Source organism: Streptomyces sp. NPDC093221, assembly GCF_044753885.1.
Lineage (GTDB): Bacteria > Actinomycetota > Actinomycetes > Streptomycetales > Streptomycetaceae > Actinacidiphila.
In genome coordinates, this window is the sequence record NZ_JBIVOA010000001.1 from 371,280 (window position 1) to 397,825 (window position 26,546).

The window sequence follows — 26,546 nt, forward strand, 5'->3', positions numbered from 1 at the left end:
GTTCGGTACCGTCCACGGCTCCCCGCATGCGCGGGGACGGACGCCGGGCCGGGCCGCCGAGGGGCCTCTCTCGGTTCGTGCGGGGAGGCTGCTACCAACTGCCCGTGTTGCGTTGGGCGATCGCCAGATTGCGGGCGATGTCCTCGCGGAGCGGATGGCTCGGGGGGAGGCGTTGGGCGGAGGCGTGGGCTCGGCGGAGGAGGGTGAGGCCGTCGGAGCGGGCACCGGCGGTGAAGAGCGTGGCGCCGAGGGTGTTGGCGGTGGTCAGGGTGTCCTCGTGGGCGTCGCCGAGGCGGCGGACGCGGCGCTGGAGGGTGTCGTCGAGGACGGAGACGGCGTCGGAGGTGCGGCCCTGGACAGCCAGGGCCGCACCGTAGTTGTGGGCGTAACCGAGCGTGGCGGGGTCGTCGGACCCGAGGACGCGGGCGGCGCGGGCCATGGCCTCGCCGTGCAGGGCGGCGGAGGCGCCGAGCTTGCCCTGCTGGTAGAGGACGGAGCCCAGCAGATTGCGGAGGCCGATCGACTCGCGGTGGTCGCCGCCGAAGGCGTCGTCGCAGTCGGGCATGAGGCTGCGGAGCAGCGCTTCGGCCTCTTCGAGGGCGCCCTCGTCGAACAGGGCGCGGGCCGTACGGACCTGCCGGTGCAGCCGCCTGCGGGTCGAGCCGTTCCCCATGGCTGCCCCCCTCCCTCGCCGCGCGGGCGTGACCAACAAGCCTAACGGCCGGGCGGTTCGGTGGCACGATGGAAGCACCTGGCCACGCCGCGGAAGGAAGCCGATGATCGAATCCCTGGCGACGCTTGCCGCAGCCGCGTCCACGACGCTGGTCGCCGCGATGGCCACGGACGCCTGGCAGACGGCGCGTACGGGAATCCTGCGGGTGCTGCGTCGCGGAGGCGAGCACGAACCGGCCGCGCTGGCGGCGCAGTTGGACAGCGAGGCCGCGCTGGTGGTGGCGGCGGACGACGCGGGGGCGGCCAGGGAGAGCTTGCAGCCGGGCTGGCGGCTGCGCCTGGAGCAGTTCCTGCGGGACAACCCCGAGGCGGCCGAGGCCATTCGGGAGTTGACGGTACGGCTGGAGGCCGAGCTGCCGGGTTCCGAGCAGCAGTGGGTGCGGTACCACCAGAACGTCGAGGCACACGACAACGCCCGCGCCTTCGGCGTCCAGAACGGCAACGTGATCATCCACGAGGCCCCGGCGGCGGGCCCCGTCACCCCGAGCGCCGGAGGCGTGGCCCCGAGCCCCGTGACCCCGAGCGCCGACCCCGTCACCCCGACGCCCGACGCCCCATCGCCCGACGCCCCAGCGCCCGACGGCCAGGCACCCGGTGCCCGCCGCGACGGCGGACCCATGACGTGACCAGCCAGAATGTCACCGCGGTCGGCGGCTTCGCCTACGGCGCCATCGGCGCGGACATCCACGTCTTCGGCGACGGCACCCCCCTCTACCTCCTCAGGCAGTGGTCCCCGGCCCCGGAGCCCGCGGCTGAGTGGCTGGCCCAGCAGCCCAGCCGGATGCTCAACGCCCGTTACGCCGTGGCCCCCTTCACCGGCCGCGACACCGAACTGGCCTCCCTGCACGCCTGGTGCGCGGACGGCCCCCGGCGCGCGGCCCGCTGGCTGCACGCGCCCGGCGGCCAGGGCAAGACCCGCCTCGCCCAGCAGCTCGCGGGGCAACTCGCCGAGCAGGGCTGGAAAGTGGTCACCGCGGTCGAGGGACCGGGCACCGTACTTCCGCCGCAGGGCAGCCAGGATCTGCGGCTGGACGACGCGGCGGGACTGCTGCTCCTGGTCGACTACGCCGACCGCTGGGCGCTGACCAGCCTGACGTGGCTGTTCAGCAACGCGCTGCTGCACCGGCCGGACGTGCCGACCCGCGTCCTGCTCCTGGCGCGGAGCACCGACCCCTGGCCCGCGCTGCGCGCCGCCCTGAGCAATGAGCAAGTCGACGTCTCCACGCAGGCGTTGGGCCCGTTGGACATGGAGGAGGGCTTCCGGCGCCGGGCCGGTGACCCGCGCCGCGACGACCGCGGCCCGATGTTCCGCGCGGCGCGCGACGGCTTCGCCGCCCGTTACGGCATCCCCCCGCCGGACCGCCAACCCGACTTACGGCCGCCCGACTTCGGCCTGACCCTCGCCGTCCACATGGCCGCGCTCGTGGCGGTGGACGCCGAGGCCACCGGCCGCCGCGCCCCGGAGGACCTGGCCGGACTGACCGTCTACCTCCTCGACCGCGAGCAGTTGGGCTGGACGCTGCTGCACGGGACACCGGGCCGCCTCACCGTCCCGCCCGCGGTGATGAACCAGGTGGTCTTCGCCGCCTCGCTGGGCGGCGCGCAGCCCACCGCCCGCGGCACGCTCCTGGTGGACGAGTTACGCCTCGGCCACCCGCCGCCGACCGTCCTCGCCGATCACGCGGTGTGCTACCCGCCGCCCGAGGAAGCGGCCGACACCGTACTCGAACCGCTCTATCCCGACCGCCTGGCAGAGGACTTCGTCGCCCTCACGCTGCCGGGCCACCCGGCCGACTACCCCGCGCAGCCCTGGGCCCCGGAAACGGCGGCGACCGTACTGCGCCGCTGCGGCGGTCCCGCCCGGCCGGTCACGGCGCTCGCCACGGCCGCGGGCCGCTGGCCGCACGTCGGACGCACGTGCCTCTACCCGCTGTTGGCCGCCGAGCCCGCGCTGGGCGTCGCGGCCGGGGGCGCCGCGCTCACCGCCCTGGCCGGTCTGCCGGACATCGGGCCCGACCTCCTCGAAGGCGTCGCCGCCGAGCTGCCGGAACCGGTGCCCGCGGACCTGACGGTGGGTCGGGCGGCGCTGCTGGTACGGCTGTTCGAGCACCGGCTGGCGGCGGCGGACGACGTGGACGCGCGAGCCAGGCTGCACGTCAACCACGGCAACAACCTGGACGACCTGGGCCGTACGGAGGAGGCGCTGCGGGCCACGCGGCGCGGCGCGGACCTCTTCGCCGAGCTGGCCGCGACCGACCCCCGGCGGTACGAGGAGCACGTCGGCCGCGCCCTGACCAATGTCGCCAACCACCTCGTCTCGCTGGGCCGGTTGGAGGAGTCGCTGAGCACGCAGCAGCGGGTTGTGGACCTCTTCGAGCGGCTGGTCGCCGAGGACCGGCCCGATGACGCGTCCGCTCCGGTGACGGACTACGTGTCCGCGTACACCCCCCACCTGGCCACCGCGCTGGCCAATCTCAGTACGCGGCTGGAGGCGGCCGGTCGCTGGGAGGACGCGTACCGCGCCAACGAGCGGGCCACGCGCACGTATCGGACCGTCGCCGCGCGCGATCCGTCGTACCGCAGGGGGCTGGCCATCGCCCTGGTCAACGGCGCGACGCTGACCTTCCGTCCCCCGGCGGGCGCCGACGCGCTGCGCGAAGGGGTCGCCCTGAGCCGGGAGTTGGTGGCCGGGGGCGAGCAGGTCGAGGACACGCCGCTCGGCAGGTCGCTGTCCCTGCTGGGGCGGCAACTGACCGCCGAGGGACGGCACGACGAGGCCGTCGAGGTGGCGGAGGAGGTGGCCGCGATCAACCGCCGCCTCGCCCGGGCCAACTCCCGGCACTACGAGGAGGCTTGTGTCACCTCGCTGAGGCTGCTGCACTCCGCCCTCCTCGACGCGCGCCGCCCCCGCGAAGCCATGGAGGTGGGCGAGGAGGCGATCGTGATCCTGCGGCGGCTCGTCGAAAAGGCGCCCGCCACCTACGAGATGGAGCTGGTGGGCGCGTTGCACGCGCAGAACGACGCGCGGCGGTCGGCGGGCCTGGCGCAGGACCCGGAGGCCGACGCCCGCTCCCGGCGCGTCGAGCTGAGGGATACGTACACGGTCCCGGGCGTTACCGTCACCGTGCACGGCTGGCAGCCGGAGTTCCTGCCCCGGCCGTCCCCGCCAGCCGCCGCATTCGGCGCGGAGGCGGCGCGGCTCGCGGACGCGCGGGACTGGCCCGCGTACTGGGAACGGATCTGCGCCGCGCCCCTGGCCGAGGCGGTACGGCTGGCGCGCCGCGTTCCCCGGCGCGGCTGGCTGCCCGCGTCCCGCTCGGACCAGGAGCTGCTGGCCTGGCTGCGCGAGACCTCGCCCCGCAAGGCCGAGGCGCTGATCGCCGAGGCCGCGAAGGCCGCCACCCGCCCGCTGCCCGACGACCTGACCTTTTTCTCGCCCTCGTTCTCCGCCTTCTCCCACGGCGGCGACGTCCTGGCCCTGGTCCCGATCGACTACGTGCCGGAGCGGGGGGACGCGGAGGCGACCGAGCGGATCGAGACCCTCGACCTCGGCTCGGGACGGAAGCACCTCGCCTCAGGGCCGGAGCACCTCGGCTCGGGGCCGGAGCACCTCGGCTCAGGACGGAAGCACCTCGGCTCGGGACGGAAGCACCTCGGCTCGGGACCGGAGTCCGGCCCGGAGGCGGGACTCGACCGCGCCCGGCGGACCGTCCTGTACGAAGGCCCCGCCTGCCACAGCACCCTGGCCTGCCTGAGCGCCACCGAGGTGATCGCGGTCCGGCGGCGGGCCGGACGCGACGCGGGCACGGAGCTCGTCCGCCACGGCCCGGACGGCACGACGGTCCTCGCGCAGGGCACCCAACTCCTGGGAACGCGGCTGGCTTCCACCGCCCGCGGCTGCGTGGCCACCCTCGCGCTCTATCCCGCGGCGCTCACGCTCGGCCCCAACGGTCGGCTCGAACAGGTCAACCTGGAGGCGTGGGGCCTCGGTTACGACAACCGGATGGCGGTGACGCCCCGTGGCGACCGCCTCGTCCTGTCCGACGGCGGCCGGATCATCGCCACCGACGCCACGCTCAGCAGGGTGTTGGCCGTGGGCGCCGTGCCCCGGTACCACGCGCCGGTGTCGGAGCTGGTCTTCGCCGACGACGACCTGCTCATGACGGCGGGGCGCCAAGGCGGCCTGATGGTCTGGCAGTTGGACGGCACCGAGCTGACGCCGGTCGCCCACCGCGACACCGTACGGCTGTCCGGACTCTTCGCCGTGCCGCAGTGGGGCGTGACCGGCGGCCAGGCGGGCTCCGAGGACCGCGTGCACTTCTTCGACCCGGCCGACGGTCTCGCACCGGTCGCCGCCCCGGCCGCCTTCGTCGGCGACCCCGGCCACCTCAAGGCCGTGATCACCTCACCCGGCGGGCGCCACGTCGTCTACTACGGCCAGCTCGATGTCACGGCCCCGGCGCGCCGCCGCTCCTTCGACTGGATCAGCAGGGTCCACGACCTCCAGCACCCCGGCGCGCTCCTCCAGCGCCCCCTCGCCGCCCTCGACGCCCCGCAGCTCGACGTCCTCGCCCGCGCGACCGCCGCCGACCCCCGCCACCGCGACCTCCTCCGCCTCGCCCACACCCTCGGCGCCCGGCCCCGCCCCGGCATGATCTAGCGCTGAACGGGCTCTGACCAGCGCGAACACCGAACGGACGGAGACGCGTCATCGCGGACAGAAGCTGACCGCAACGGCTCCTAGGGTGGTGATCAACGGGGGACCGAGCAGCACTGCGAAGGGCGTGGATCATGAGCGAGACCATGACGGTGGACGCGGCGGAGAGCACGGCGGAGAGCACGGCGGCGAAGGCTGCGGAGGAGGCCGCCGGGGCCGTCACCGATGAGCGGGCGGACCTGCTGGCGATGCTCGCCCAGCACCGGTACTTCCTGCGCGTCACCACGCGGGGCCTCACGGACGAGCAGGCGCGGCAGCGGACGACCGTCAGCGAACTGTGTCTGGGCGGCCTGATCAAGCACCTGACCGGAGGCGAACGGGCCTGGACGGACTTCATCGTGGCGGGCCCGTCGGCGATCGGGGACGCGACGGCCATGACCGAGGCCGACTGGCAGCGGCGGACCGACGAATTCCGTCTGCTGCCCGGCGAGACACTGGCCGGGGTGCTGGAGGAGTACGAGGAGCAGGCCCGCATGACCGACGAACTGGTCGCGGCACTGCCCGACTTGGACGCCTCCCAACCGCTCCCGAAGGCACCCTGGTTCGAGCCGGGCGCTCTCTGGTCGGCGCGGCGGGTGCTGCTGCACCTCATCGCCGAGACCGCCCAGCACGCCGGTCACGCGGACATCATCCGCGAGTCGTTGGACGGCGCCAAGACCATGGGCTGAGCGGCGTACGAGGTACGGGGACAACGGGGACAACAACGGGAGTACGCGGACAACGGCAGTACGCGGACAACGGGAGTACGGGCCCGCGCGCGGTACGGGGGTTCGGGCCGTGGGGGTCTGCCTCGGGGCCGCCCCGGCTTCGCGCTCGGCGCAACCGCACCGCCCCCACATCTGTTGTCCGCCGTGCGGACCTGGGACAGCATGCCGTAGATGGGATCCCTCCTCCGCACCGAAGCCGCAGCCCGCGCCGCCCTGCTCGACGTACGGTCGTACGCCGTGGCCCTGGACGTCACGCGCGGCGACCGTCTCTTCCGCAGTACGACCACGATCCGGTTCGGCTGCGCGGAGCCGGGCGCGTCGACCTTCGTGGAGATCCAGCCGGAGACGCTGCTGCGCGCCGAGTTGAACGGCAGGCCGCTCGACCTCGCGCGACACGTCGACAACAGGCTGGAGTTGGCGGACCTGGCGGCGGACAACGAGCTGCTGGTCGAGGCCGACATGGCGTACTCGCGTACGGCGGAAGGGCTGCACCGCTTCACCGACCCGGCGGACGGTGCCGTCTACGTGTACTCGGCGTGCGCGCCCGACCTGGCCTCGAAGCTCTTCGCCTGCTTCGACCAGCCGGACCTGAAGGCGCCGTTCACCTTCACCGTGACCGCGCCCGAGGGCTGGACGGTGGTCGGCAACGGCGCGTCGTCCCCACTCGAGGACGGCCGCTGGGAGATCGCGCCGGTCGGCCCGATCTCCTGCTACCTGGTCGCCGTGGCCGCCGGGCCGCTGTACGCGGTCCGCGCCGAACACGACGGCATCCCGCTCGGCTTGTACGCGCGCCGCTCGCTCGCCGCCGAACTCGACCGCGAGGCACCGGACTTGTTCGCGGTGACCCGAGCGAGCTTCGACCGGCTGCACGGGCTCTTCGAGGAGCGCTACCCCTTCGGCGGCTACGACCAGGTGTTCATGCCCGAGCTCAACTGGGCCGCGATGGAGAATCCGGCCTGTGTCCTCTTCCAGGACGAGATGCTGTTCCGGTCCGCGCCGACCGACACGCAGCGCGCGCTGCGGGCCGTCGTGGTGTGCCACGAGATGTCCCACATGTGGTTCGGCAACCTCGTCACCCTGGCCTGGTGGGAGGACGTATGGCTCAACGAGTCCTTCGCCGAGGTGCTCGGCTACCGTATCGCCGCGGAGTCCACGCGCTACGACAGCGCCTGGACGCTCTTCTCCCGCCGCAAGAGCTGGGGTTACGACGCCGACGAGCGCCCCACCACCCACCCGGTCGCCGCCACCGGAGCGGAGTCCGCGGCCGAGGCGCTGTCCGCGTTCGACGGCATCTCGTACGCCAAGGGCGCCTCCGCACTGCACCAACTCGTGCACTGGATGGGCGATGAGGCGTTCTTCGCCGGGCTCAACAGGTACTTCGCCGCGCACCGTTGGGGCAACGCGGATCTCCGGGACTTCCTCGCCGCGCTCGCCCTCCCCGCCGGCCCGGCGGGCGCACAGGGACCGGACGTGTCCGGCTGGGCCGACGCCTGGCTGCGGACGACCGGCGTGGACACGCTGCGCATCGAGGTCGAGGCCGAGGCCGAGGCCGATGTCAAAGCCGAGGCCGACGTCGAGCCTGAGGCCGAGGCCGACGTGGATACGGCGCCCGGCGTCCTGACCTCCGCCGTCCTCGTCAACGACGGCACCCGCCCGCACCGCGTACGCGTCGGCGTGTACGACCGGGACGGCGCGGCGGTCGTCCCGCGCCGACAGTTGGACGTCCAGGTCGCGCCGGGCGGCCGTACGCCGCTGTCCGAACTGGCAGGCGCCCCGCGCCCCGCCCTGCTGCTGCCCAACGACGGCGACTTCACCTGGGCGCGGCTGCGCCTGGACGCGCACTCCGCGGCCACCGTCGCCGCCTCGCTGTCGGCCGTCACGGACGAACTGGCCCGCGCGGTCCTGTGGGAACACCTCCGCGACCTGACGCGCGGCGCCGAGACATCGGCCGCCGCGTATCTGGACCTGGTCGCCGCGCACCTGCCGGGCGAGACCTCGGACTGCGTCGTCGAGGCGGTGCTGGCCTTCGCCGCCGACCACGTCATCGGCCGCTATCTCGCCCCCGCCGACCGGCCCGCCGCGCTCGCCCGGCTCGGCGACACCGCCCGTGCCGTCCTGGCCCGCCCGGCCGCGGCCACGGGCAGGGGTCTGCGGCTGGCCGCCCTGCGCACCGCCGTCGCCACCGCGTCCGGTGACGCGCAACTCGCCGAGCTTGAGGGCTGGTTGGCGGGTGTCGACGGGCCGGACGGCATCGCCTTCGACGCCGATCTGCGCTGGGCGGCGCTGGCCCGGCTGGCGGCGGCCGGGGCGGCCGACGAGGAGCGGATCGCGGCCGAGCTGGCGGCCGACCCCGGCAACGTCAGCGAGGTGGGCGCGGCCCGGGCCCGCGCCGCGCTCCCGGACGACGCCGCCAAGGAACGCGCCTGGCACCTGCTCTTCGCCCCGGGCGAACTGACCATTCATCAGCTCGTCGCGACCGCCGAGGGCTTCTGGCGCTCGGGCGCGCCGGAGGTCCAACGAGCCTACGTACAGAGGTACTTCGAGCGGCTTCCGGCGGCCGGTGAGCTCGGCGGCGCGGTGGTCCAGGCGCTGAGCCGGGCGCTGTTCCCGGTCGGTGCGGCCGACGCCGACACCGTACGCGCGGCCGAGGAATGCCTCGCCCGTACCGATCTGGTCCCGTCCATGCGCCGCCAGCTCGCCGACGGCCTGGACGACCTCCGCCGCGCCCTCGCGCACCGGGTCTGAGCGCGGCCCTGCCGAGCGCGGCCCGCCCCTGACCTGAGGGCGGCGTTCCGCTTCCCCCTTTAACGGCGCCTTTTTCTCATTTTTTCTAACGATGCAAAGAGCCGCGAGGCGCGCGGGGACGGCCTCCGGCGGGGAAGGTGCCGGGCCGGAGGACTCCGGTGCGGCCCTCGTATGCCCGCGCGCCTTCGCAGTCCGCACCGCCCGTGGCTCCCCTGTGCCCCATGTGGTGAGCCGTGCCTGGTGTGATCGGGCCGCTCGATTTTTCACAAACTTTGCGCGGAGGGTGGACGGCGCTGAAGCCTGCTGGTTTCATGCTCCCGGTCCAGGTTTCTAACGTTGGAAAGTCGGCAGGGCCCCCAAGGCGCTGTCGTGGAGCCGCACGTCCTCACCCGCTTCCTGGACGCCGAGTTCTCTTACGGAGAGGTGTATCCGCAGTGAGATCAGGCATATCCCGCACAACGAACAGCCGCCGAGCGGCGGGCAGCACGGGGTCGTCCCGGCTGTCCCGGACGGCCCGGCTGACCGCACTGGTGCCGCTGATACTGGGCGCGGCGCTGCTGTCCCCGGCCGCGGCGGGCGCGGCCCCGGCCGCCGCGCCGGCCTCGTCCACCGCCGGGGCGTCCGCCGCTCCGGCCGACACCGCTCAAGGTCTGCGCGGCGACTACTACCTGAGTACCGACGCCACCTCGCTCGACTTCGCGCAGTACAGCAGCACCGCGGTCGAGCCGTCCTTGAACGTGCCCGACCTGATCCCCACGCTGCGCGGCTACGCGGGCTCGACGGAGAACGTCGCCGTGCACTGGACGGGCCAGCTCGACGTCCCGGCCGACGGCACGTACACCTTCTACATCAAGGGTGACAACGGCTTCCGGATGTCGCTCGACGGGTCGAGCGTGATCGACCACTGGACGACCGACTGGGACGTGCAGACGACGTCCGAGCCGGTCACCTTGACCGCCGGCGCCCATCAGTTGGCGTTCGACTACAACCAGGGCAACGGCGGCGCGTACATCAAGACGGAGTGGTCGGGTCCCGGCATCGCCCGCCAGGCGATCCCGGACGCGGCGCTGCATCTGCCGGTCGGCTACGCGCCGTCCGACGTGAACGCCGTGGTCGCCCCCTCGGGGAAGACCGCCACCGTGCAGTTGGCGGGCCCGGTCACCGCGGTGCCGTCCGACATCACCAAGCACCTCGCGGTGATCGCGGGCGCGGGCCGGTGGACGCCGGGCGTCTCCGTGAACCCGGCGAACAGCTCCCAACTCCTGCTCACGGCAGGGGAGTCGGACACGCCGGTCTCCCTGCACTCCGATGTGCGGATCAGCTACGACGGCCTCGGCGGCCTGACGACGTCCGCCGGTCCCGTACCGCTCTTCTCGGGTCTGGCGACCAACAACTCCACCTGGTACTTCGCCAGCAAGTACGCCAAGGACGTCGACCCGTCCCACGTGCTCCCGGACTACCCCCGGCCGCAGTTGACGCGGGACAAGTGGCAGAACCTCAACGGGACGTGGCAGTTCCAGGGCACCTCGGAGAGCGCGCCGCTGCCCACGTCGAAGCTGAGCGGCAAGATCCTGGTGCCGTACCCGATGGAGGCGCCGCTGTCCGGCGTCGCCGAGCACCACGACTGGTCGCTGTACCAGCGCACCTTCTCCGTACCCGCCAACTGGCGGATCGGCTCGGGCCAGCGCCTGCACCTGAACTTCGGCGCGGTCGACTACGAGACGTGGGTGTACGTCAACGGCCGCCAGGTCGCCCACCACGTGGGCGGATACGAGGCGTTCACCGCCGACGTCACCGACGCGCTCACCCGCGGCGGGCCGCAGACCGTCCTGCTGAAGGTGAAGGACACCACCGACGACGGCACGCCCGTCGGCAAGCAGTCGCGCAGCCCCAGCGGCATCTGGTACACCCCGACCTCCGGAATCTGGCAGACGGTGTGGCTGGAGCCGGTGGCCGACGCGAGCATCGACTCCCTCGTCCTGACGCCGGATGTGAAGGACGGCACGCTGTCCGTCACGGTGCGTCCCGCGGCCGGTACGTCGTCCTCCTCGCTGGTGGCCGCCGTCGCGTACGCGGGCCACAAGCCCGTCGGCGCGGCCGTCGGCCGCGCGGGCGCCGAACTGCGGCTGCGCATACCGCACCCGGAGCTGTGGAGCCCCGACCACCCGTACCTGTACAACCTCCAGGTCACGCTCACCAACGGCCGCTCGATCGACACCGTCGGCTCCTACTTCGGGATGCGGTCGATCTCGGTCGGCAAGGTCGGCGGCGTGAACAAGATCGAGCTCAACGGGAAGCCGACGTTCGTCCTGGCCACCCTCGACCAGGGGTTCTGGCCCGACGGCATCTACACCGCGCCGACCGACGCGGCCCTCAGGTCCGACCTCGAACTGCACAAGCAGCTCGGCTTCAACGCGGTGCGCAAGCACATCAAGGTCGAACCCGCCCGCTGGTACTACTGGGCGGACAAGCTCGGCCTGATGGTCTGGCAGGACATGCCGAGCCGCAACACCGGCCCGGACTCCACCCCGGCCAGCGACGCGGCCTTCACCAGCCAGGTCCACGAGATCGTCGACCAGCACATCAGCAGCCCGTCCATCGTCATCTGGACCATGACGAACGAGGGTTGGGGCGAGAAGACCAAGGAAGCCACCGGCGCCCTCGCCGACTCGGTCAAGGAACAGGACCCGAGCCGCCTGGTCGACCCCGCCTCCGGCGTCAACTGCTGCGCTTCCAAGGGTGATTCGGGCCGAGGTGACCTGATCGACTACCACCTCTACCACGGTCCCGCCTCCCCGGCCCCCGACGCCACCCGCGCCGCCGTCGACGGCGAGCACGGCGGCTACTCCCTCACCGTCCCCGGCCACATCCTCGGTGTCTCCGGCGGCCAGAACTACGGTGACGTCCCCACCATCGAGGAGCTCACCAAGGCGTACGTCGCCAACACCGCTCTTCTCGTCCCCGACGCCTCCACCGACCTCTCCGGCTCGGTGTACACCCAGATCAGCGACGTCGAGGGCGAGTTGAACGGCCTCATCACGTACGACCGCGAAGTCCTCAAGGTCCAACCGGGCCCGGTCCGCGACATCAACCGCAGGCTCATCGCCGCCGGCGCCGCGGCAGGCACCACCGGCTGACCCCCCTCCCTCCCCGAGCCCTCGCGGGCGGCCCGCACCCCGGGTCGCCCGCGAGGGCTCTTTCACAGGCGGCGGGCCGCTTCCGCGACCTCAGGCGTGGCGGCCCCACTGGCCGCGGTGGACGACCTCTCGGGGGTCGCGGCGGCGGTCGCGGGTGCGGGGGCTCTGCGGGGGAAGGTCGTCGGCGCGGTAGCCGATGGTGATGCCGCCGAGCGGCGCGTAGGCGTCGGGGACGCCGAACTCGTCCCGGAACGGCTGGAGATGCTCGGGCATGATGCCGAAGAAGCAGGCGCCCAGGCCCTCGTCCACGGCGCTCAGCAGCATGAGCAGCGAGGCCATCCCCGTGTCGATGTACCAGTACGGCGCGGGCCAGCGCGCCTCGGCCCGGTCCTCCCAGCCCTTGTCCGGCTCCGCGTACCGTTCGAGGTACGTCGCCTTGTGGGCCAGGGGCACCACGACCAGGGGCGCGTCCTGCATGGTCGGCGTGTTCTCGACCCGCGTGGGCACGAAGGGCCAGAACCGCGCACGGTCGGCCGCGTCGGTCAGCGCGAGGAACGCCCACCCCTGCGAGAAACCGGCCGAGGGCGCCCGTAGCGCCGACGCGAGAATCCGCTCGGTCACCTCGGGGGCCAACGGCTTGTCGGAGTAGTGCCGGATCATGCGTCGACGGCGGACGACCTCGGAGAATTCCATACCCCCAGATGCTGCCACGCCGCCCCCGCCCCGCGGCACCCGCGGCGCCCGTCCGCCCCCGGCCGTGGTCACCGCGAGGAGCTGGCCCGCCATTCCAGCGCCTCGGGCTCCTCGGTGAACTCCACCAGGTGCTGTCCCGCGTAGCGTTGAAGGGCGTCCCGCACCTCGGCGGGAGTGACCGGAAAAGTCCCGGCATTGTGACCTTGTCGTAATTGGTGGGGATGAGCCCGCCCCGAAGCCCGGGCGCGCACCTCGGCCGAGGGCGGAACCTCGCGGTCACGTCCGGGGCTTGGGGTGGGATGGCGGAGAAAGGGCGGGAAACGGGTACTTGTGGTGGGGGATTGGGGCGTGGTGCCCTGGGGGACTGCGGGGCAACTGGTTCTGAGGAGGTGGGTGAGTCTCATGATCACGCGAATAGTCGCTGTGGCGGCGCTGATTCCGGCCATGGTGGGCACCGCGTCCGGGGTCGCTTCGGCGCAGGCCGAACCGAAGGCGGCGACGGCGGTCGTCACCTTGACCTATGACGCCAGCCAGGCGGGGCAGTGGGCGGCGGCGATCACGCAGGGGGTGCAGAACTGGAACAGCGCGGTGCACAACGTGCGGCTGCAAGCGGCCAGTTCGGCGGGCTCGGCGAACTTCGTGTACAAGGCGACCAGCGGTTGGCCGCAGACGACGTTGGGGCCGATCGTGCCGGGAGGCAGCAGGGGACAGGTGCAGTTGGGGCAGGAGGCGGTCAACGAGGGGTACGACGTGACCCGGATCGCCGCGCACGAGACGGGGCACATCCTCGGGCTTCTCGACCACTACAGCGGCCCGTGCTCGGAGTTGATGTCGGGGCACGGCCCCGGCACGGCGTGCCTCAACGCCAAGCCGAACGCGGCGGAGGCGGCCCAGGTCGACCGCAACTATGCGGGCCGCGCGGCGGCGGTCCGCCCCGAGCGGCAGCAGATCGTGATCGACATCTGGTCCCCCTCGGCGTCCACGGCTCAGCGCTGACCGACGCTCAGCGCTACCGGCGTTCAGCGCTGACCCGCCACCGGACGCGCGGTACGGGCACGGGCTCCGTACCGCGCGTCCGGCATGTCCGGTCGGGAGGCGTATCGGGCCGGAAGGCGTGTCCGGCGCCATGGCACGCGCGGCCGGAAGGTTGTAGGAGCCCAGGGACCGAATCGGGCACGGTACGGCCACCGCGGGGACAAGGCGCCGTGACGGATCGGCGGCCCGCGCCAATGCGATGGCCCGCTGTCACAGCCGTGCCTTATCGTGCTCATGGTCAGCGCCGCGAGCAGGCCGGATCCGCATCGGAACCCGCGCTCGACGGCGCGCCCGCATCGTGCCGGAGGACGTCCGGCCCCGCACGTGTTCCTGGGGGGAACCCACTTTGCTCACCCGTCATGTGGCGGGCGGGACGGCTCTGTCCGTCCTGCTCGCGACCGCGTCCCTGCTCGGGGTCGCGGCCGAACCGGCCGCCGCCGACAGCGCGGCCACCCTGCCGATCACCTCGTACTCCGACATGGTGGTCGACGGCGCGCACCGGCGCGTCTTCATCAGCACGACCGACAACAAGGTCGTCGTCGCCGACTACAACGGCAAGACGGTCGCCCAGATCACCTCAGAGCCGGGCGCCGCCGGGCTCGTGCTGTCCGCGGACTCCTCGACGGTGTACGTGGCGCTCCCGAAGGCCGACGCGATCTCGGCGATCGACACGGCCACCCTGCGTGAGACGGCCCGTTACCCGCTCGGTGTCGCCCCGCGCCACCTGGCGATGACCAGGCACACGATCTGGTTCGGATACGCGGCGGACGGGTCCGCCGACCTCGGCTCCCTGGACCTCGACCCGGAGACCGACCCGACGACCCCGCCGACGACTCCACCGCCGACGACCCCGCCCACGACTCCTCCGACGGACGCCCCGACTCCGACCCCGACGGACCCCGAGTCGACGCCGACCCCCACCCCGACGGACACCACGGCCCCGAGCCCCAGCCCGTCGGACACGCCGACCGATACCCCGACCGATACCCCGACCGACACGCCAACGGACTCACCCTCGGACCCGCCGGTCACCACCTCCCCGACCCCGGACGCCACCACCCCGGCGCCCCCCGCCCCCTTCGCCGCCGACACCCCCACCCGGACCACCAACGGCGCCGTCGTCACCCTCGGCCAGGGCGGCCCCCACACGTGGAGCACCGCCCCGATGCTCGCCTCCTCGCCCGGTAACCCGGACGTGGTGGCGGCCGGGACGCCCGTCCAGAGCCCGATGGAGCTCCAGGTCTACAACGTGTCGTCGGGGCACGCCGAGCCCCAGGCGTACCGGTGGAACGCCAACAACGCGGGGAACATGCAGGACATCGCGCTGTCCGCGGACGGCAAGCAGGTGCTGGTCGCCAGCGGCGCCCCGTACTTCCAACAGGCGTACCGGACATCCGACTTGGCTGACGACGGCCGCTACACCACCGACGCGTACCCGAACGCGGTGGCGGTCGCCCCCGACGGGACGATCGCGGCGGGCATCGACGGCGCCTACGAGCCGGACGTCTACATCTTCCGCCCGCGCTCCGACCACCGCGTCCGCACCTACGACTTCGGCGTCGTCGGTAACCCCGGCACCGCCTCCGCCCTGGTGGCGGGCGGCCTCGCGTGGGCGCCCGACAGCAGCCGCCTGTTCGCGGTCACGGTCGACGTCTACGGCCAGCACCCGACCCTGCGCGTGCTGACCGACCCCACCAAGTCGGTCACCGCCGTCACGGTCAGCGCTCCGTCGACCGCCAAGCGCGCCACGAAGATCACGGTCAGCGGCAAGCTGACCGCCACCACGGCGTTCCCCGCGGGCGCCAAGGTCACGGTGACGCGTACCGACCTCACCTCCCCCAAGGGCACGTCCCTCGGCGCCAAGTCGGTCGCGGCCAACGGCACGTTCAGCTTCACCGACACCCCGACCACCGGCGGCGGCGTCACGTACACCGCCACGTACGCGGGCGACGCCACGCACACCGCCGGCTCCGGCAAGCGCGTCGTCCAGGTCTCGCGCCTGGCCACCGCGGCGAGCGTGAAGACCAACCGCGCCACGTACGCCTACGGGTCCACCGCCACCGTCACCGGGCACCTGGGCAAGACCGGTAGGAGCCGCGTGCTCTCGATCTGGGCCCAACCGGCGGGCGGGCAGAAGAAGTTGGTCAAGTCCGCGAAGGTCAACGCGGCGGGCGACCTGAAGGTGACCTACCGGCTCAGCCGCAACACCACCTTCTGGGCCTCGTTCGCCGGTGACGCCGTCTCCGCGCCGAAGTCGGTGGCCCGCTCGGTCGGCACGCAGGTCAGTGTCTCGCTGGCCGTGTCCGGCAACTACCGCAAGGGCAAGGTCGGTTCGACCTCGTACTACTGGTTCCACAAGAAGAAGTCCGCGCTGTTCACCACGCACATGACGTACGCCAGCGGCCGCTCGCAGCGCCTGGACCTCCAGGTCTACTACAAGGGCCGCTGGTACTCCTCCGGCAGCGAGTACTTCCGGCTGGCGATCACCGGCACCTCGCGGGTGGGGCTCGCGGGACCCGGCGAGTCCGGCATCCGGGCCCGCGTCCGCGCGGTGTACGTCAAGGGCTCCTCGGGCGACCGCCTGAACACCACGACGTCCACGGGGTGGAAGTACCTGTACTACACCAACTGACGGCGCCCGCCCGCGCCGTACGGACGAAGGCCCCGCTCACCGGAGACGGCGAGCGGGGCCTTTTCGTCAGCGCCCCTTCGTCAGGGGGCCTCTTGATCAGCGGGCCCTTTCGTCAAGGGCTCTCGTCGAACTGGCGCGTCAGCGCTTGAAGGCGTAGTCCATCAGCTTCTTGGCGTCCGTCGCCCGCTGGTTCACCGAGCTGGACGACAGGACGGTCCCGATCACGGTGCGGTTGCCGCGGGTGGCGGCGAAGACGAGGCAGTAGCCGGCCTGCGGGCCCGAGCCCGTCTTGAGGCCGATCGCGCCGCTGTAACTGCCCAGCAGGGTATTGGTGTTGGTCCAGGTGTAGTAGCGGTAGCCGTTGCTCTTGGTGGTGGCCTTGGTCTTGATGGAGCGGGTCTTCACCACCGAGCGGAAGTCGGCGCTCTTCATGGCGGTGCTCGCGAGCTTCGTCAGGTCGCGCGGCGTCGAGTAGTTGTTCCCGTTGCCGATTCCGTCGAAGGAGTCGAAGTGGGTGTTCTTCAGGCCCAGCGCCTTGGCGGTGGAGTTCATCTGGCCGACGAACTGCTTGACCCGCGCGGCGCGCGTGGAGCCCACGCCGTACTTGTCGGCCAGCGCGTACGCCGCGTCGCAGCCGGACGGCAGCATCATCCCGTACAGGAGCTGCCGCACGGTGACCTTGTCGCCGACGATCAGGCGCGCCGAGGAGGCGTTCTTGCTGACGATGTAGTCGCTGTACGCCTTCTGGACGGTGACCTTGGCGTTCAGGTTGAGCTTCTTCTGCCGCAGCACCACCTCGAAGGTCATGATCTTCGTGGTGGAGCCGGTGGACCGCTTGGTGTCGGCGGTCTTGGTGTAGTAGGTCGTGCCCGTCGAGTTGTTCATCACGTAGCCGCCCTTGGCCACGATCGATGGCGGCGCGGGCGTCGCCGCCTGGGCCGTGGAGCCGAGCGCTCCGACGGTCAGTACGGCGCCCGCGGTGACGGCCACCACGGACGTACGACGAATGGCCTTGCTGCCGGTTATCACGTTGATTGCTCCAAATGCCCCTGCGGCGCGGTCACACGAGAGTGTGCGGCTCGAAGGTGAGACGCGCCACCCGGCCGGATGGATGTGGTGCCCGGCCGGTTCTCACCGAGTCGTTATCCACCGGAGATGTGGCGATGACGATCAACACCTTCGGCTCGCCGTCGGCGGCACTCGTTTGTGGTGTTTCGTCACGGGACGAGACCGCCGACTGCGCTGTCGAGAGCTTGTATCTGCCAGGGCCAGGTTGTACGGACGTGCTCCGCGAGCGTTCCCGCGTAGTGAGCAAGCAGCCTTTCTGCGTCAGTTGGGGGTTCCAACTCCAGATATTTCCACCAGACCCACTTGCCCCACGGGCGTTCGTCCGCCACTCCCCATGTGGCACGCAAGGACGCGCGCACATCCGGATCGTGCGCGTATACGCCCCAGAACGGGCACTCTTCCTGGATATCGGGATTCGGCCTGGTCCGTTGACCGAAGCCCATTCCGAACAGGGCTCTGCCGTCCGCTCCGAGCCACCGCTGTCGTGCCAGGAGTACGGCGTCCTCGGTGTATTCCTTGCCGGCCGAACCGACTACTTTGGATGGGAAGGAGCTTGCCACGAGACCGTCTCCAAGTTCGGGGGAGACGGATTCCAGCGCGGTGACTACGTACTGGGGCAAGTGGGCGAGGAGTGCTTTGGCCGCCGCCTGGGCCTGGAGGAGATTCCGACCGTGCGCGAGCCAGAAGCGCGCTGCTTCTTGATCTGCGGGATCCATGGCGAGCATCTTCTCCAAGGTGGCCAGGTAGTCGTGGGCGACGGCTCTGCCCTTGGCTGCGGTTGGTGTCCGCGGCTTTGGCGCGCTCTCGAGGCACTGTCGTAGGTCTGTCGCGAAATCGGTGAGCCCCAGCGGCTCGAAGCGCCGATCGGTGGGCTGTTGGCAACGGCGCGTGAGAAAGACCAGGACAGGATGGGGCATGTTCGCGTGATCGTCCGCCTGCCGGGTGGTCTGCCCTTCACCCTCGGGGGAGTTGATCTTGAGCTCGATCACAAGAGTGTGCTTTGGCATTGTCACCACGATGTCCGGCCGGCTGGACGCGGCGACGGCTTGAGTCCTGACCCGTGCCCCGATCAGCTCATCCGTCGACGGCGAATCGGCCGCGAGGAAGCGCTGGAGCAGCGCCCGCAGGACTGTTGGCCCCAGATAGTGCGGTGCGAGTGGGTCGAGAAGCCAGGCGATGAGACGCTCATGGTGTATCTCGACCTCGGACTGCCCAAGCACTTCAAGTGTGGTCGCGGGGCCCGGTAACCAGAGTCCCTTCACCGCCAGGACATCCAGTTCTGCCTGGAGGGCTGCCCAATAGGAAGGATCGGGTATCGCGGTGCTGTCGGGAGCCGTCGGCACGGAGTCCCCTCCGGAGAGTGATGGGTAGCGGCGCGCCCGTTCAGATGACGCCCGGGCCGGTCGATGAGTGGCGTTGGGACGGCTGGCCGCAGGGCTCTCAGGTTGCAAGAGGAACATTTCACAGCCACGGATGGCACGTCCCATGAACGGGCTTTCCCCCTGGGCGTATTGATGAGGATGAGGCAGGCAGGGGCTGAAACGGGACCTTGCTCGGCAGGAATCGGCATCGTCAGGAGCGGTGCTACGCAGGCCGCGTGAGCACCGTGTCAGCGGCGTCGAGTACAGCTGAAAGGTCGGCATACAGCTCCTGATGGAGGGTGCTCGCTCCGAGGGCGCAGGCTTGGGCCAGACCGTGGAAGTGCTGGGCTTCCCTGGCAGTGCTGAGAGAGGTGGCCAGGGGGTGCGCCAGGAGTTCGCGGGCTGCGTAGCCGTCACCGGCGTCTGTGGTTCGGCGGACCAGGCTCGCGGTGAGGCGGCGCGCCTCGGGATGATCTGCGGTGCTCATCGTGTCGAGGACGGTGAGGCCGAGGCGGATGTCGAAGACGGTCAAGCCCGGTTCCGCCTCGTGGGTCAGGTAGGCATTGACCAGGTCGGTGATGTGCTCCTCAACCGGCTGGCCATTGTCGTTGCGGCACAGAACCATGAGGCACGCCGTGACGATCTGCTCCCATGGTTCGCCGGGTGATGTGTTGGTGAGCAGTTCGGTGGCGCGGTTGGTGTTGCCTTCGACCAGGGCCGCGACGACGGCGACTTGGCGGCCGTCGAGCATGCGGGTGCCGATGCCGCGGTGTTGCTCGATGTGGGCCAGGGCTTCGGGCCAGCGGCCTGTGGTGGTGAGGGTGCGGGTGCCGTCGGCGAGGAGGACGCGCCAGAGCCAGGCGTGGACGTCGCGGCGGTCTTCGTCGGTGGGGGTGAGGTTGGCCGGGACGGTGATGCCGTCGAACGTGGCGGGGGTGGCGGTGCCGACGGCTTCGTAGAGGGCGAGGAGGCGTTGGCGGGCGTCGTAGGGGTGGCCGGCGCGGATCTGTAGGCGAGCGAGGTTGATCAGGGGTTCCAGGGCGCGGATGGCGCTCGTGGCGGGGAGTGGACAGGCGTTGAGGTACGCCTGGGCGTGGCGGTGGCACAGGGAACGGGCGAGGTCGGGGAGGCCGACGTCGGAGGCGAGGAGTGCCGCCTGGTTGAAGACGGCGGAGGCCAGGCCCTGGTCGTTCTGCGCCGCTGACCGGTCGGCGAGGTCGACCAGGGCTTGGACGCGGTTGGGCAGAGGGAGGCAGGCCGGGCGGAAGCGGGCGACGAGTGGGAAGCGTTTTGCCATGGGGCCGTGCGGGTCCATAGATCCGCCTGTCGGTGGCGATGGGGGTTGGGGGCCAGGAGGCCCGGCGGGTGCGCCCTGCGGGCCCCTGCGTGAGCTGGCGTTACCGCCAGTCGATGACGATGCGGTTCAGCGGAGTGTCGACGGCGAAGAGGCCGGAGCGCTGCTCGATCGCGGGGGCGTCGAGGGGCTGGATCCCGAAGGAAGCCTCGCGGCCCCGGTAGTCGTGGTCCCAGGTACGGATCACATCGGCGACCTTCGCGGCCAGTTCGCCGCCTCCGGACCCGTGGCTGATGACACCGAACTCCCAGAGCTTGCCGCCGTCCGGCGTGGTCTTCTCCGAGAGACGGCGGGCCAGGTAGGTGACGGCCGCCTTGTCGACGGCCGCCGTTGAGGACGGGTACGGGTCGTCGGTGAGCAGCGTGCCCTTGGCCTGGGCCGGGAACAGCATTCGGCTCAGACCGGAGGGCAAGGAGCAGGAGACGAACAGTTCCATCCACTCGGCGGACTCCGAAGCGGCGAACAGCGTCCCGGTCCACACTTCGGAGCGCGGCTGTTCCAGGACTCCGGCCAGGGCCTCGGCGTCGATGGGCTGTCCGGCGGGGGCCTGGAGCCGTACGGTCCCGTCCGTGCTGAGGAGGATGACGCGGCGGTCGTCGTCGGCGATGCCGCGCCGCAGGGGCATGAAGGTGTTCATCTTGCTGCTGACGCTGGTCCAGTGGCCGTCGCGCTGCTCGTAGGCGATGGAGCGCGACACGCTGCCCTTGAGCCGTTGCGGGACGACGAGGCGTCCGCCGGGTGCGAGTTGCTGCATCCAGGCGTGCGGGACGCCGTGTGCGCCGACGGTGGCGATGATCCGGTCGTACGGTGCCCCCGCGGCGTGGCCGACGGCGCCGTCACGGGTCAGAACGTCGACGTTGGAGACACCGGCGGTAGCCAGGTGTGCACGGGCGCCTTCGACAAGGTCGTCGTCGACGTCGATGGTCGTGACGTAGCCGGTGTCGCCGACCAGGTGGGCGAGAAGGGCGGCGTTGTAGCCGGTACCGGCGCCCAGTTCGAGGATGCGTTCGCCGGGGCGGGCGTCCAACTGGTCCAGCATGAGGGCGACGACTCCAGGCTGGGAGGCGCAGGAGATCGATGTGCCGTCGGTGTCGTACTTGATGTTGACCGGCGCGTTGGCGTAGGCGTCTTCGAGGGACGCATCGGGTACGAACAGGTGGCGGGGAACGGTACGCAGCGCCGTCTCGACAACGGTTGTGCGGGCGTATCCGGACGCGCGGATCTGGTCGACCAGGGCGTTGCGGAGCCGGGCGGCTTCGGCGTCGTGTGTGGTGGTCGTGTCGGTGGTCACCGCCTCGACGCTAGTGGTCCGGGGCGTGCCCTTGGCGGACGACGCGGTGTAGTCACTCGATCCCATGACTGCCTCTCGTGCGGTGGTGAACAGGGCGCTCTGGTCGCCCAAGGGGAGACCGGCGCGGTTGGCGTGGAAGATGACGTGGTGGGCGATGACGGCCCTTAGGCCGCGGGTGAGTCCGCCGGCGGCTGCGAGGTGCGCCACGGTCGAACCGGCCCGCTCGAAGGCGGTCACCCACTCGGCGTGCCCGTCGAGCGCACCGTTCGGGACGCACAGGCTGTGGACGTCGACTGTCATCAGGGCGCGCATCGCCGGTATCAGGGCGGCGGCCCGCTTCAGAGGGAAGTCGGTGACCGGTCGCAGTGCGGCGGCCTTCGCCCATACGTCACCCTGCTCGTACCAGTCCAGGTTGGCGGCGCGCATCATGGCACTGGCCAGAAGGACAGCGGTCTCCCGGCGGCCCAAATGCACTTGGCCGGGCCGGTAGGTGAGCAGGTGGCGGCTGTCCAGGTGGAACAGGTCGTGGGCGGCGTCCATGGCCTCCGCACCGCCGAAGGCGGTTATCTCCGGCTCGTAGACGCAGGGCAGCCACGATCGGACCGAGCCGCTGCCGACAAGATCGCTCAGCACCGATTCGACCAGAGGCGACGGCTCGTCGGCACGGTAACGCAGCGGCCAGGGCTGTTTGTTCATGAACCACCAGCCGGTGAGCTCCCCCTCTTCCTCGGCCCCGAGCAAGGCCGGACCGAGCCGTTCGACGAGGACGCGGTTGCCGGTCGTGCGATCGGTGAAGGTGATGTTGTGCTGCTGCCAACGGTCCGAGGGCATAAAGGCGGTCCTTCGATCGAGGGGCGTCAGGCGATGAGCAGGCAGGCGTCCCAGTCGGAGACGGGCGGCGCACCGGCAGCCGGGGACTGGAGTGCCAGGGCGATACCGGCCGCGCCGTCGAGGAACCCGGGGCCGACCCCTTTCACCAGGGCGCCGGCGGTCTCGACAGGGTCGGTCTCCTGGGGGCAGACAGCTGTCAGGAGAGCCGGAATCGTCGCGCGGAGCCGCACCTCGGTTGTGTGGTGGGCGTCGTCAGCGGTCCTGGCGGCAACGTGAGCGAGACCGGCGAAGCCGTGGCAAAGACCGCTGTCGGTAGTGGCCTTGAGCTGTGCGGGATCGGTATGGGCGGCTACGAGAGCCGTCTCCGCCTCGATTTGGCGGTCGATGTCGCCGAGCGCGAGAGCGGCGAGTTGCTGGGCGCGGGCGAGACCCGCGGTGCCGTAACACCATGACGGTCGCCGTGGCCGGGCAGGGGTGAGACGTCCGGTCCGCAGCTCGTCGCGCGTGACCCAGTACGGCCAAGCCAGGTCGGGGCCGGTGCTCTTGGGCCAGAGGTCGAGCCAGTCCAGGATCGTACGGAGGGCTTCGCGATGGCCGCTCACGACCGTGCCGCGGCGGGCGGCGACGGCCAGCAGCGCGAGCACGCCGCCGATGCCGTGCGCCATTCCGTTGTTGGCGTGGCCGCCCCGGTAACGGTCGTCGGGCCGACCGGAGGGTCCGGTCGCAGTCCACCAGCCCGGTAGGAACTCACCATGGTGGACGACCGGCTCGGTGAGCCGTACGCAGTAGTCGAGGACGGCTCGTGCTGTGGAGCTGGACGGGTCACGTCGCAGGAGATAGGCGCCGTAGCCGGTCAGGCCGCGCATCGCGTCGAACTCCGCCAGCTGCGGAAGGCGGCCGACGTCGATTCGCCGGTGTGCCGCGTCGAGGCGGCGCTGAACGTCCGTGGCGATCCGGGCGTCGAGGGAGGCAAGGGCGCGGTGGTAAGTGGTGCCGGCCTGGTGTTCGGCGGCGCGGGCCACAACATGGGCGAGGGCGGGGGCTCCGTAGAAGGGGTGGCTGTCAGGGCCGCTGGTGAACGGCTTGCTGGTCGTGACGGCCAGCCAGTCGTGGGCACGTTGCCACGGGCCGAGGTCGCGAGCGGCCCGTTCGATATGGAGCAGGGCGATACCCAGCGGACCGTAAGCGAGTTGCTGTCGTTCGCTGGTCAGTGTCCGAGGGGCCATGGGCGCGGTGCCGGGGTCGGCCAGAAGGTCGGCGATGGCGTTTGCCACTGAAGCTGCGCAGGTTGCGGTTGCGAAGTGCTGAGTCACGATGCCCGCCGGGACATCCAGGCCAGGGCGGCGGCGCGCGTGAGGCGGAGACAGATCTCTTCCTCCGGGAAGTCGACCGCCAGGTGGCGGACGAAGTGCACGTGCAGGAGCGAGGAGAGGACATCGTCCAAGCGGATGCCGTGGGTGTCCGGGCCTGGCAGGAGCGCCCGGTAGGCGGCGAGCGCCTGGTCCCGGTCGGCCCACGCGTCCACGACGGCCTGCCCACCGGGTACGCCTCGCAGGGCCGCCCAGCCGTCCGACGGATCTGCCAGGCGAACGACCTCCGCGTACTCCGGCCGCGACACCGGCCTGGACGGGGCGGAAGGTCTGGACGGAATGTGGTCGATCAGCCAGCGCATCCCGGCTTCGGCGCTTCCGAGGAACGAGTTGGCGATGGCGATCGTGTGCGCGGCGACCAGGACACGGTGGTGAGGACGCTGTGGCTGGCCGAGTTGGGCGACGACGGCGCGGGAGTCCGCGCGGAAGACTTTTTCGGCAGCCTTCCACGCGGTGCCGGAGCCCCAACGGCCCATTTCACGGTAGGAGGTGGGGAAGCGCAGGTCCGACAGCAGCCGGGCGGCGCGCAGTTCGTTCGACCAAGCGGCGACGATACGAGCGGTCTCGGCGAAGGCTTCTGGACGGGGCAGCACGATCCGTACACGCAGGTGATGGTCGGGATCGCGGAAGCGGATGAACCACCACGGCGGGGCGCCGAGCCGGTTCAGCAGTTCTGGGATGTGCTGGCCCAGCAGCGCGTCTTGGCGGCGCGGGTCGCCGTACAGGGTGGCCAGCAACAGGCAGGAGACGCCAGGGGGTTGGATCTGCTGCCCTGAGAAGGCGCGAGCGGGGGTGGGGGTCGGCAGGAGCGGCCAGGCCGGCGGTCGTGTCGCTTTGAGCGGTACGACGACCTCGTGCGCCCGCCCGCCGCACCAGCCGTACGCGTCGGCGGCTGGGGCTTCGACGAGGACGGCCGAGGACGCGCGGAGGTGATGGTGGCGCAGCAGGCTCCGGTGCGCGGCCTGGGCGAGGTCCAGGTACAGGCGCCGATCGGACTCGGCGAGTTCGACCCGGCACGGCATCCGTCGTCTGGTCCGCCACTCTTCAAGTGCGGCGTCCCACTGGGCCTGGGCGCTGGCGCGGCCGGGCAGTTCGCAGGCGTCCAGCCGCCACCGTGCGGGGGCGAGCACCGTACGCCCGTAACGGATCCTCGGCAGGTACGGCATCGCGTTCGCGGCGCCCCAGTCGAAGGTCGTGACCTGCGCGCACTGGGCACGCGACAACTCGGCGACGAAGCGGACCAGCGGTGGGGTGTGCGTGACGAGGTTCAGCGCGTGCATGCCCACCGCTTCAACCCGGACCCCGTGTTCAGGCGCGGCGAGGTACATGCGGCGGCCGTCGCATGCCACGGCCAGGTCGTCCGGGGTGAGTACGCCGGCGCTGGTGGCGCGGTGTTCCTGGACACTGATCACGGTGGGCAGGACCTGCGGGGCACGGGTGACATGGGCGCTCGACGCGAGCAGCGGCGGGAACGACAACTGCGCGGGGACGGTACCGGCGTCGGCGGTCGGCAGATCCGCCAGTTCCGCTGACAGGTGCTCGCGGTCTTCAGTCGTCAGCACGCCGAGGAACCGCCCGGTAGTGACGCCGAAACCCCGTGACACGCTGACTACTTCGAGGCGGAATCGACCACGGGCCAGCTCCTCCGCGGTGTCCGCATGCACCCGGACGCCGATCTCCAAGTGCGGTGGGATGCGCGGGTTTTCGGGGCCGAGGCTCATCGCGTCGATCAGCTCGTCCGTGAGGACGACCTCGTCGCGGCCGTCTAGGGCGGCTGCCTGCGCAAGCCGTACAAGCGTGTCGTCGCGTACGGACAGCCGGGAACGGCGGGTGTCTGCGGCCGCGCCCGGATAGCCGTCGGGGAAGCCGGTGCCGCTGTCGGCGACCACTTCCTTGAGCGGGACCATCGTGCCGATGCCGTACCGCTCGTAGAACCGTCGCTGGTACGCCTTCCACGCCTCGGTCCCGTACGGGGCGGTGCTGACCCGGGCCAGGACGAAGGCGGCCCGCTCGACCTCCCGGGCCACTTGCTCGGGCAGTTCGGTCTCCGCGTCAAGGCGAAGGTCCAGCGCCAGGGGGTGGCCGCGAAGTTCCGGCACCAAGGCACGCATCCACGCGGCAACACCGGCGCGACCCTCGCGGGAGCCGCAGCCGCGCAGGCCGGTCCGCACAGCGTGCAGCGTCTCGACCGCCTCTGCGACTGGCGCCACCGTGGCCGCCTCCACCGCGTCGAGCTGCTCCACCGTGTAGGACAGGGCGTCCGTCTCGGTGCTCGGGGTGCGCAGGTTCGTGATCAGGACCTCGTTGCGAATCAGCTCTCGCACAAGGTGACGGGCTCGCTCCGCGTTCGCGGTGGGGAAGTCGGATACGAGCTTGTCCACGAGTACGTCGGCGCGGATCGGCTCCGAGGCCATTTCGAGCACCGCCCGCACCGGTTCGGTCAGAGCCACGGATGCCTCGACCCTGCGCGTCCGAGCGCTCGTGGTGTCGGACCGGTACGGCACGATGAGGCGATCACCACGGTGGGCAGCGGCGTTGTTGACGACCACCAGCAGGCGGTCCACCAGTTCGGGGCAGGACTCCAGCCGCTCGACCACGGCCGTCAGCCATTCGGCGCTCGCCCGGCCGATCACCGCGTGGTTCGTACCCCACCTCGCGCTCGCCCCCGACCCTGGTCCCAGCGCGGCAGTGGTCACCCCCGCGAACAGGCCGAACGGCGTGGGCCGGTGCTCGGCGCGCAGTACGTAGCGGGCCACGGACACGACCGCGCGACGCACGTCGGACGCGGCGGGGCCGTCGGAAGAACACAAGGCACGTACCTGGGAGGCGAGATCGGGGCTGGCGTGGGCCAACGCCTCGGCCATGTCCTCCTC

At 71.4% G+C, this 26,546-nt stretch carries 15 protein-coding genes; 7 read left to right on the forward strand and 8 right to left on the reverse strand.

The window, feature by feature from the left end:
* Window positions 1–91: 91 nt before the first annotated feature.
* Complete coding sequence (locus ACIQCJ_RS01700) at window positions 92–673, reverse strand: tetratricopeptide repeat protein (protein ID WP_402710372.1); 582 nt, start codon at window positions 671–673, stop codon at window positions 92–94.
* A 103-nt stretch (window positions 674–776) separates the two neighbouring features.
* On the opposite strand from ACIQCJ_RS01700, the gene ACIQCJ_RS01705 reads away from it, so the two are divergent.
* The 5 genes from ACIQCJ_RS01705 (at window position 777) to ACIQCJ_RS01725 (ending at window position 12,038) form a co-directional block, all read left to right on the forward strand.
* Complete coding sequence (locus tag ACIQCJ_RS01705; protein ID WP_402710373.1) at window positions 777–1,358, forward strand: hypothetical protein; 582 nt, start codon at window positions 777–779, stop codon at window positions 1,356–1,358.
* On the forward strand, window positions 1,355–5,392 hold the full coding sequence (locus tag ACIQCJ_RS01710; RefSeq protein WP_402710374.1) for a hypothetical protein: 4,038 nt from the start codon (window positions 1,355–1,357) through the stop codon (window positions 5,390–5,392). The genes ACIQCJ_RS01705 and ACIQCJ_RS01710 overlap by 4 nt, the downstream gene beginning before the upstream one ends.
* 245 nt (window positions 5,393–5,637) lie before the next feature.
* On the forward strand, window positions 5,638–6,117 hold the full coding sequence (locus tag ACIQCJ_RS01715; RefSeq protein WP_402710842.1) for a DinB family protein: 480 nt from the start codon (window positions 5,638–5,640) through the stop codon (window positions 6,115–6,117).
* Window positions 6,118–6,327: 210 nt separating this feature from the next.
* Window positions 6,328–8,901, forward strand: coding sequence for an aminopeptidase N (pepN, locus tag ACIQCJ_RS01720; protein WP_402710375.1), 2,574 nt, complete (start codon window positions 6,328–6,330; stop codon window positions 8,899–8,901).
* Between the two features lie 434 nt (window positions 8,902–9,335).
* On the forward strand, window positions 9,336–12,038 hold the full coding sequence (locus ACIQCJ_RS01725; RefSeq protein ID WP_402710376.1) for a PA14 domain-containing protein: 2,703 nt from the start codon (window positions 9,336–9,338) through the stop codon (window positions 12,036–12,038).
* Window positions 12,039–12,128: 90 nt separating this feature from the next.
* On the opposite strand, the gene ACIQCJ_RS01730 is transcribed toward ACIQCJ_RS01725, so the two are convergent.
* Window positions 12,129–12,731, reverse strand: a complete 603-nt coding sequence (locus tag ACIQCJ_RS01730; RefSeq protein WP_355336458.1) for a nitroreductase family protein — start codon at window positions 12,729–12,731, stop codon at window positions 12,129–12,131.
* A 402-nt stretch (window positions 12,732–13,133) separates the two neighbouring features.
* On the opposite strand from ACIQCJ_RS01730, the gene ACIQCJ_RS01735 reads away from it, so the two are divergent.
* Together ACIQCJ_RS01735 and ACIQCJ_RS01740 are read left to right on the forward strand one after the other, a co-directional pair.
* Window positions 13,134–13,727: a snapalysin family zinc-dependent metalloprotease gene (locus ACIQCJ_RS01735; RefSeq protein ID WP_355336457.1), complete on the forward strand. Its 594-nt coding sequence runs from the start codon at window positions 13,134–13,136 to the stop codon at window positions 13,725–13,727.
* A 385-nt stretch (window positions 13,728–14,112) separates the two neighbouring features.
* Window positions 14,113–16,398: a YncE family protein gene (locus ACIQCJ_RS01740; RefSeq protein ID WP_402710377.1), complete on the forward strand. Its 2,286-nt coding sequence runs from the start codon at window positions 14,113–14,115 to the stop codon at window positions 16,396–16,398.
* A 138-nt stretch (window positions 16,399–16,536) separates the two neighbouring features.
* Here ACIQCJ_RS01740 and ACIQCJ_RS01745 read toward each other — a convergent pair whose 3' ends face one another.
* The 6 genes from ACIQCJ_RS01745 to ACIQCJ_RS01770 all read right to left on the reverse strand — a co-directional run bounded on the left by ACIQCJ_RS01745 (window position 16,537) and on the right by ACIQCJ_RS01770 (window position 26,537).
* Complete coding sequence (locus ACIQCJ_RS01745; RefSeq protein ID WP_401718354.1) at window positions 16,537–17,427, reverse strand: D-alanyl-D-alanine carboxypeptidase family protein; 891 nt, start codon at window positions 17,425–17,427, stop codon at window positions 16,537–16,539.
* 188 nt (window positions 17,428–17,615) lie between these two features.
* Entirely contained in the window at window positions 17,616–18,809 is a 1,194-nt protein-coding gene (locus tag ACIQCJ_RS01750) for a PD-(D/E)XK nuclease family protein (RefSeq protein ID WP_402710378.1), read from the reverse strand.
* Window positions 18,810–19,050: 241 nt separating this feature from the next.
* On the reverse strand, window positions 19,051–20,142 hold the full coding sequence (locus ACIQCJ_RS01755) for a hypothetical protein (RefSeq protein ID WP_402710379.1): 1,092 nt from the start codon (window positions 20,140–20,142) through the stop codon (window positions 19,051–19,053).
* 82 nt (window positions 20,143–20,224) lie between these two features.
* Window positions 20,225–22,303: a methyltransferase, FxLD system gene (fxlM, locus tag ACIQCJ_RS01760; RefSeq protein ID WP_402710380.1), complete on the reverse strand. Its 2,079-nt coding sequence runs from the start codon at window positions 22,301–22,303 to the stop codon at window positions 20,225–20,227.
* Window positions 22,304–22,329: 26 nt separating this feature from the next.
* Window positions 22,330–23,529, reverse strand: a complete 1,200-nt coding sequence (locus tag ACIQCJ_RS01765; RefSeq protein WP_402710843.1) for a lanthionine synthetase C family protein — start codon at window positions 23,527–23,529, stop codon at window positions 22,330–22,332.
* A gap of 83 nt (window positions 23,530–23,612) precedes the next feature.
* Entirely contained in the window at window positions 23,613–26,537 is a 2,925-nt protein-coding gene (locus ACIQCJ_RS01770) for a lantibiotic dehydratase (RefSeq protein ID WP_402710844.1), read from the reverse strand.
* Window positions 26,538–26,546 lie beyond the last annotated feature (9 nt).

Bases quoted from the DNA above. Each gene is read 5' to 3' on its own strand.
- ACIQCJ_RS01700 (WP_402710372.1), bottom strand. From the start codon at position 673: ATGGGGAACGGCTCGACCCGCAGGCGGCTGCACCGGCAGGTCCGTACG.
- ACIQCJ_RS01705 (WP_402710373.1), top strand. From the start codon at position 777: ATGATCGAATCCCTGGCGACGCTTGCCGCAGCCGCGTCCACGACGCTG.
- ACIQCJ_RS01715 (WP_402710842.1), top strand. From the start codon at position 5,638: ATGCTCGCCCAGCACCGGTACTTCCTGCGCGTCACCACGCGGGGCCTC.
- pepN (WP_402710375.1), top strand. From the start codon at position 6,328: ATGGGATCCCTCCTCCGCACCGAAGCCGCAGCCCGCGCCGCCCTGCTC.
- ACIQCJ_RS01730 (WP_355336458.1), bottom strand. From the start codon at position 12,731: ATGGAATTCTCCGAGGTCGTCCGCCGTCGACGCATGATCCGGCACTAC.
- ACIQCJ_RS01735 (WP_355336457.1), top strand. From the start codon at position 13,134: ATGATCACGCGAATAGTCGCTGTGGCGGCGCTGATTCCGGCCATGGTG.
- ACIQCJ_RS01755 (WP_402710379.1), bottom strand. From the start codon at position 20,142: ATGGACCCGCACGGCCCCATGGCAAAACGCTTCCCACTCGTCGCCCGC.
- fxlM (WP_402710380.1), bottom strand. From the start codon at position 22,303: ATGCCCTCGGACCGTTGGCAGCAGCACAACATCACCTTCACCGATCGC.
- ACIQCJ_RS01765 (WP_402710843.1), bottom strand. From the start codon at position 23,529: ATGGCCCCTCGGACACTGACCAGCGAACGACAGCAACTCGCTTACGGT.
- ACIQCJ_RS01770 (WP_402710844.1), bottom strand. From the start codon at position 26,537: ATGGCCGAGGCGTTGGCCCACGCCAGCCCCGATCTCGCCTCCCAGGTA.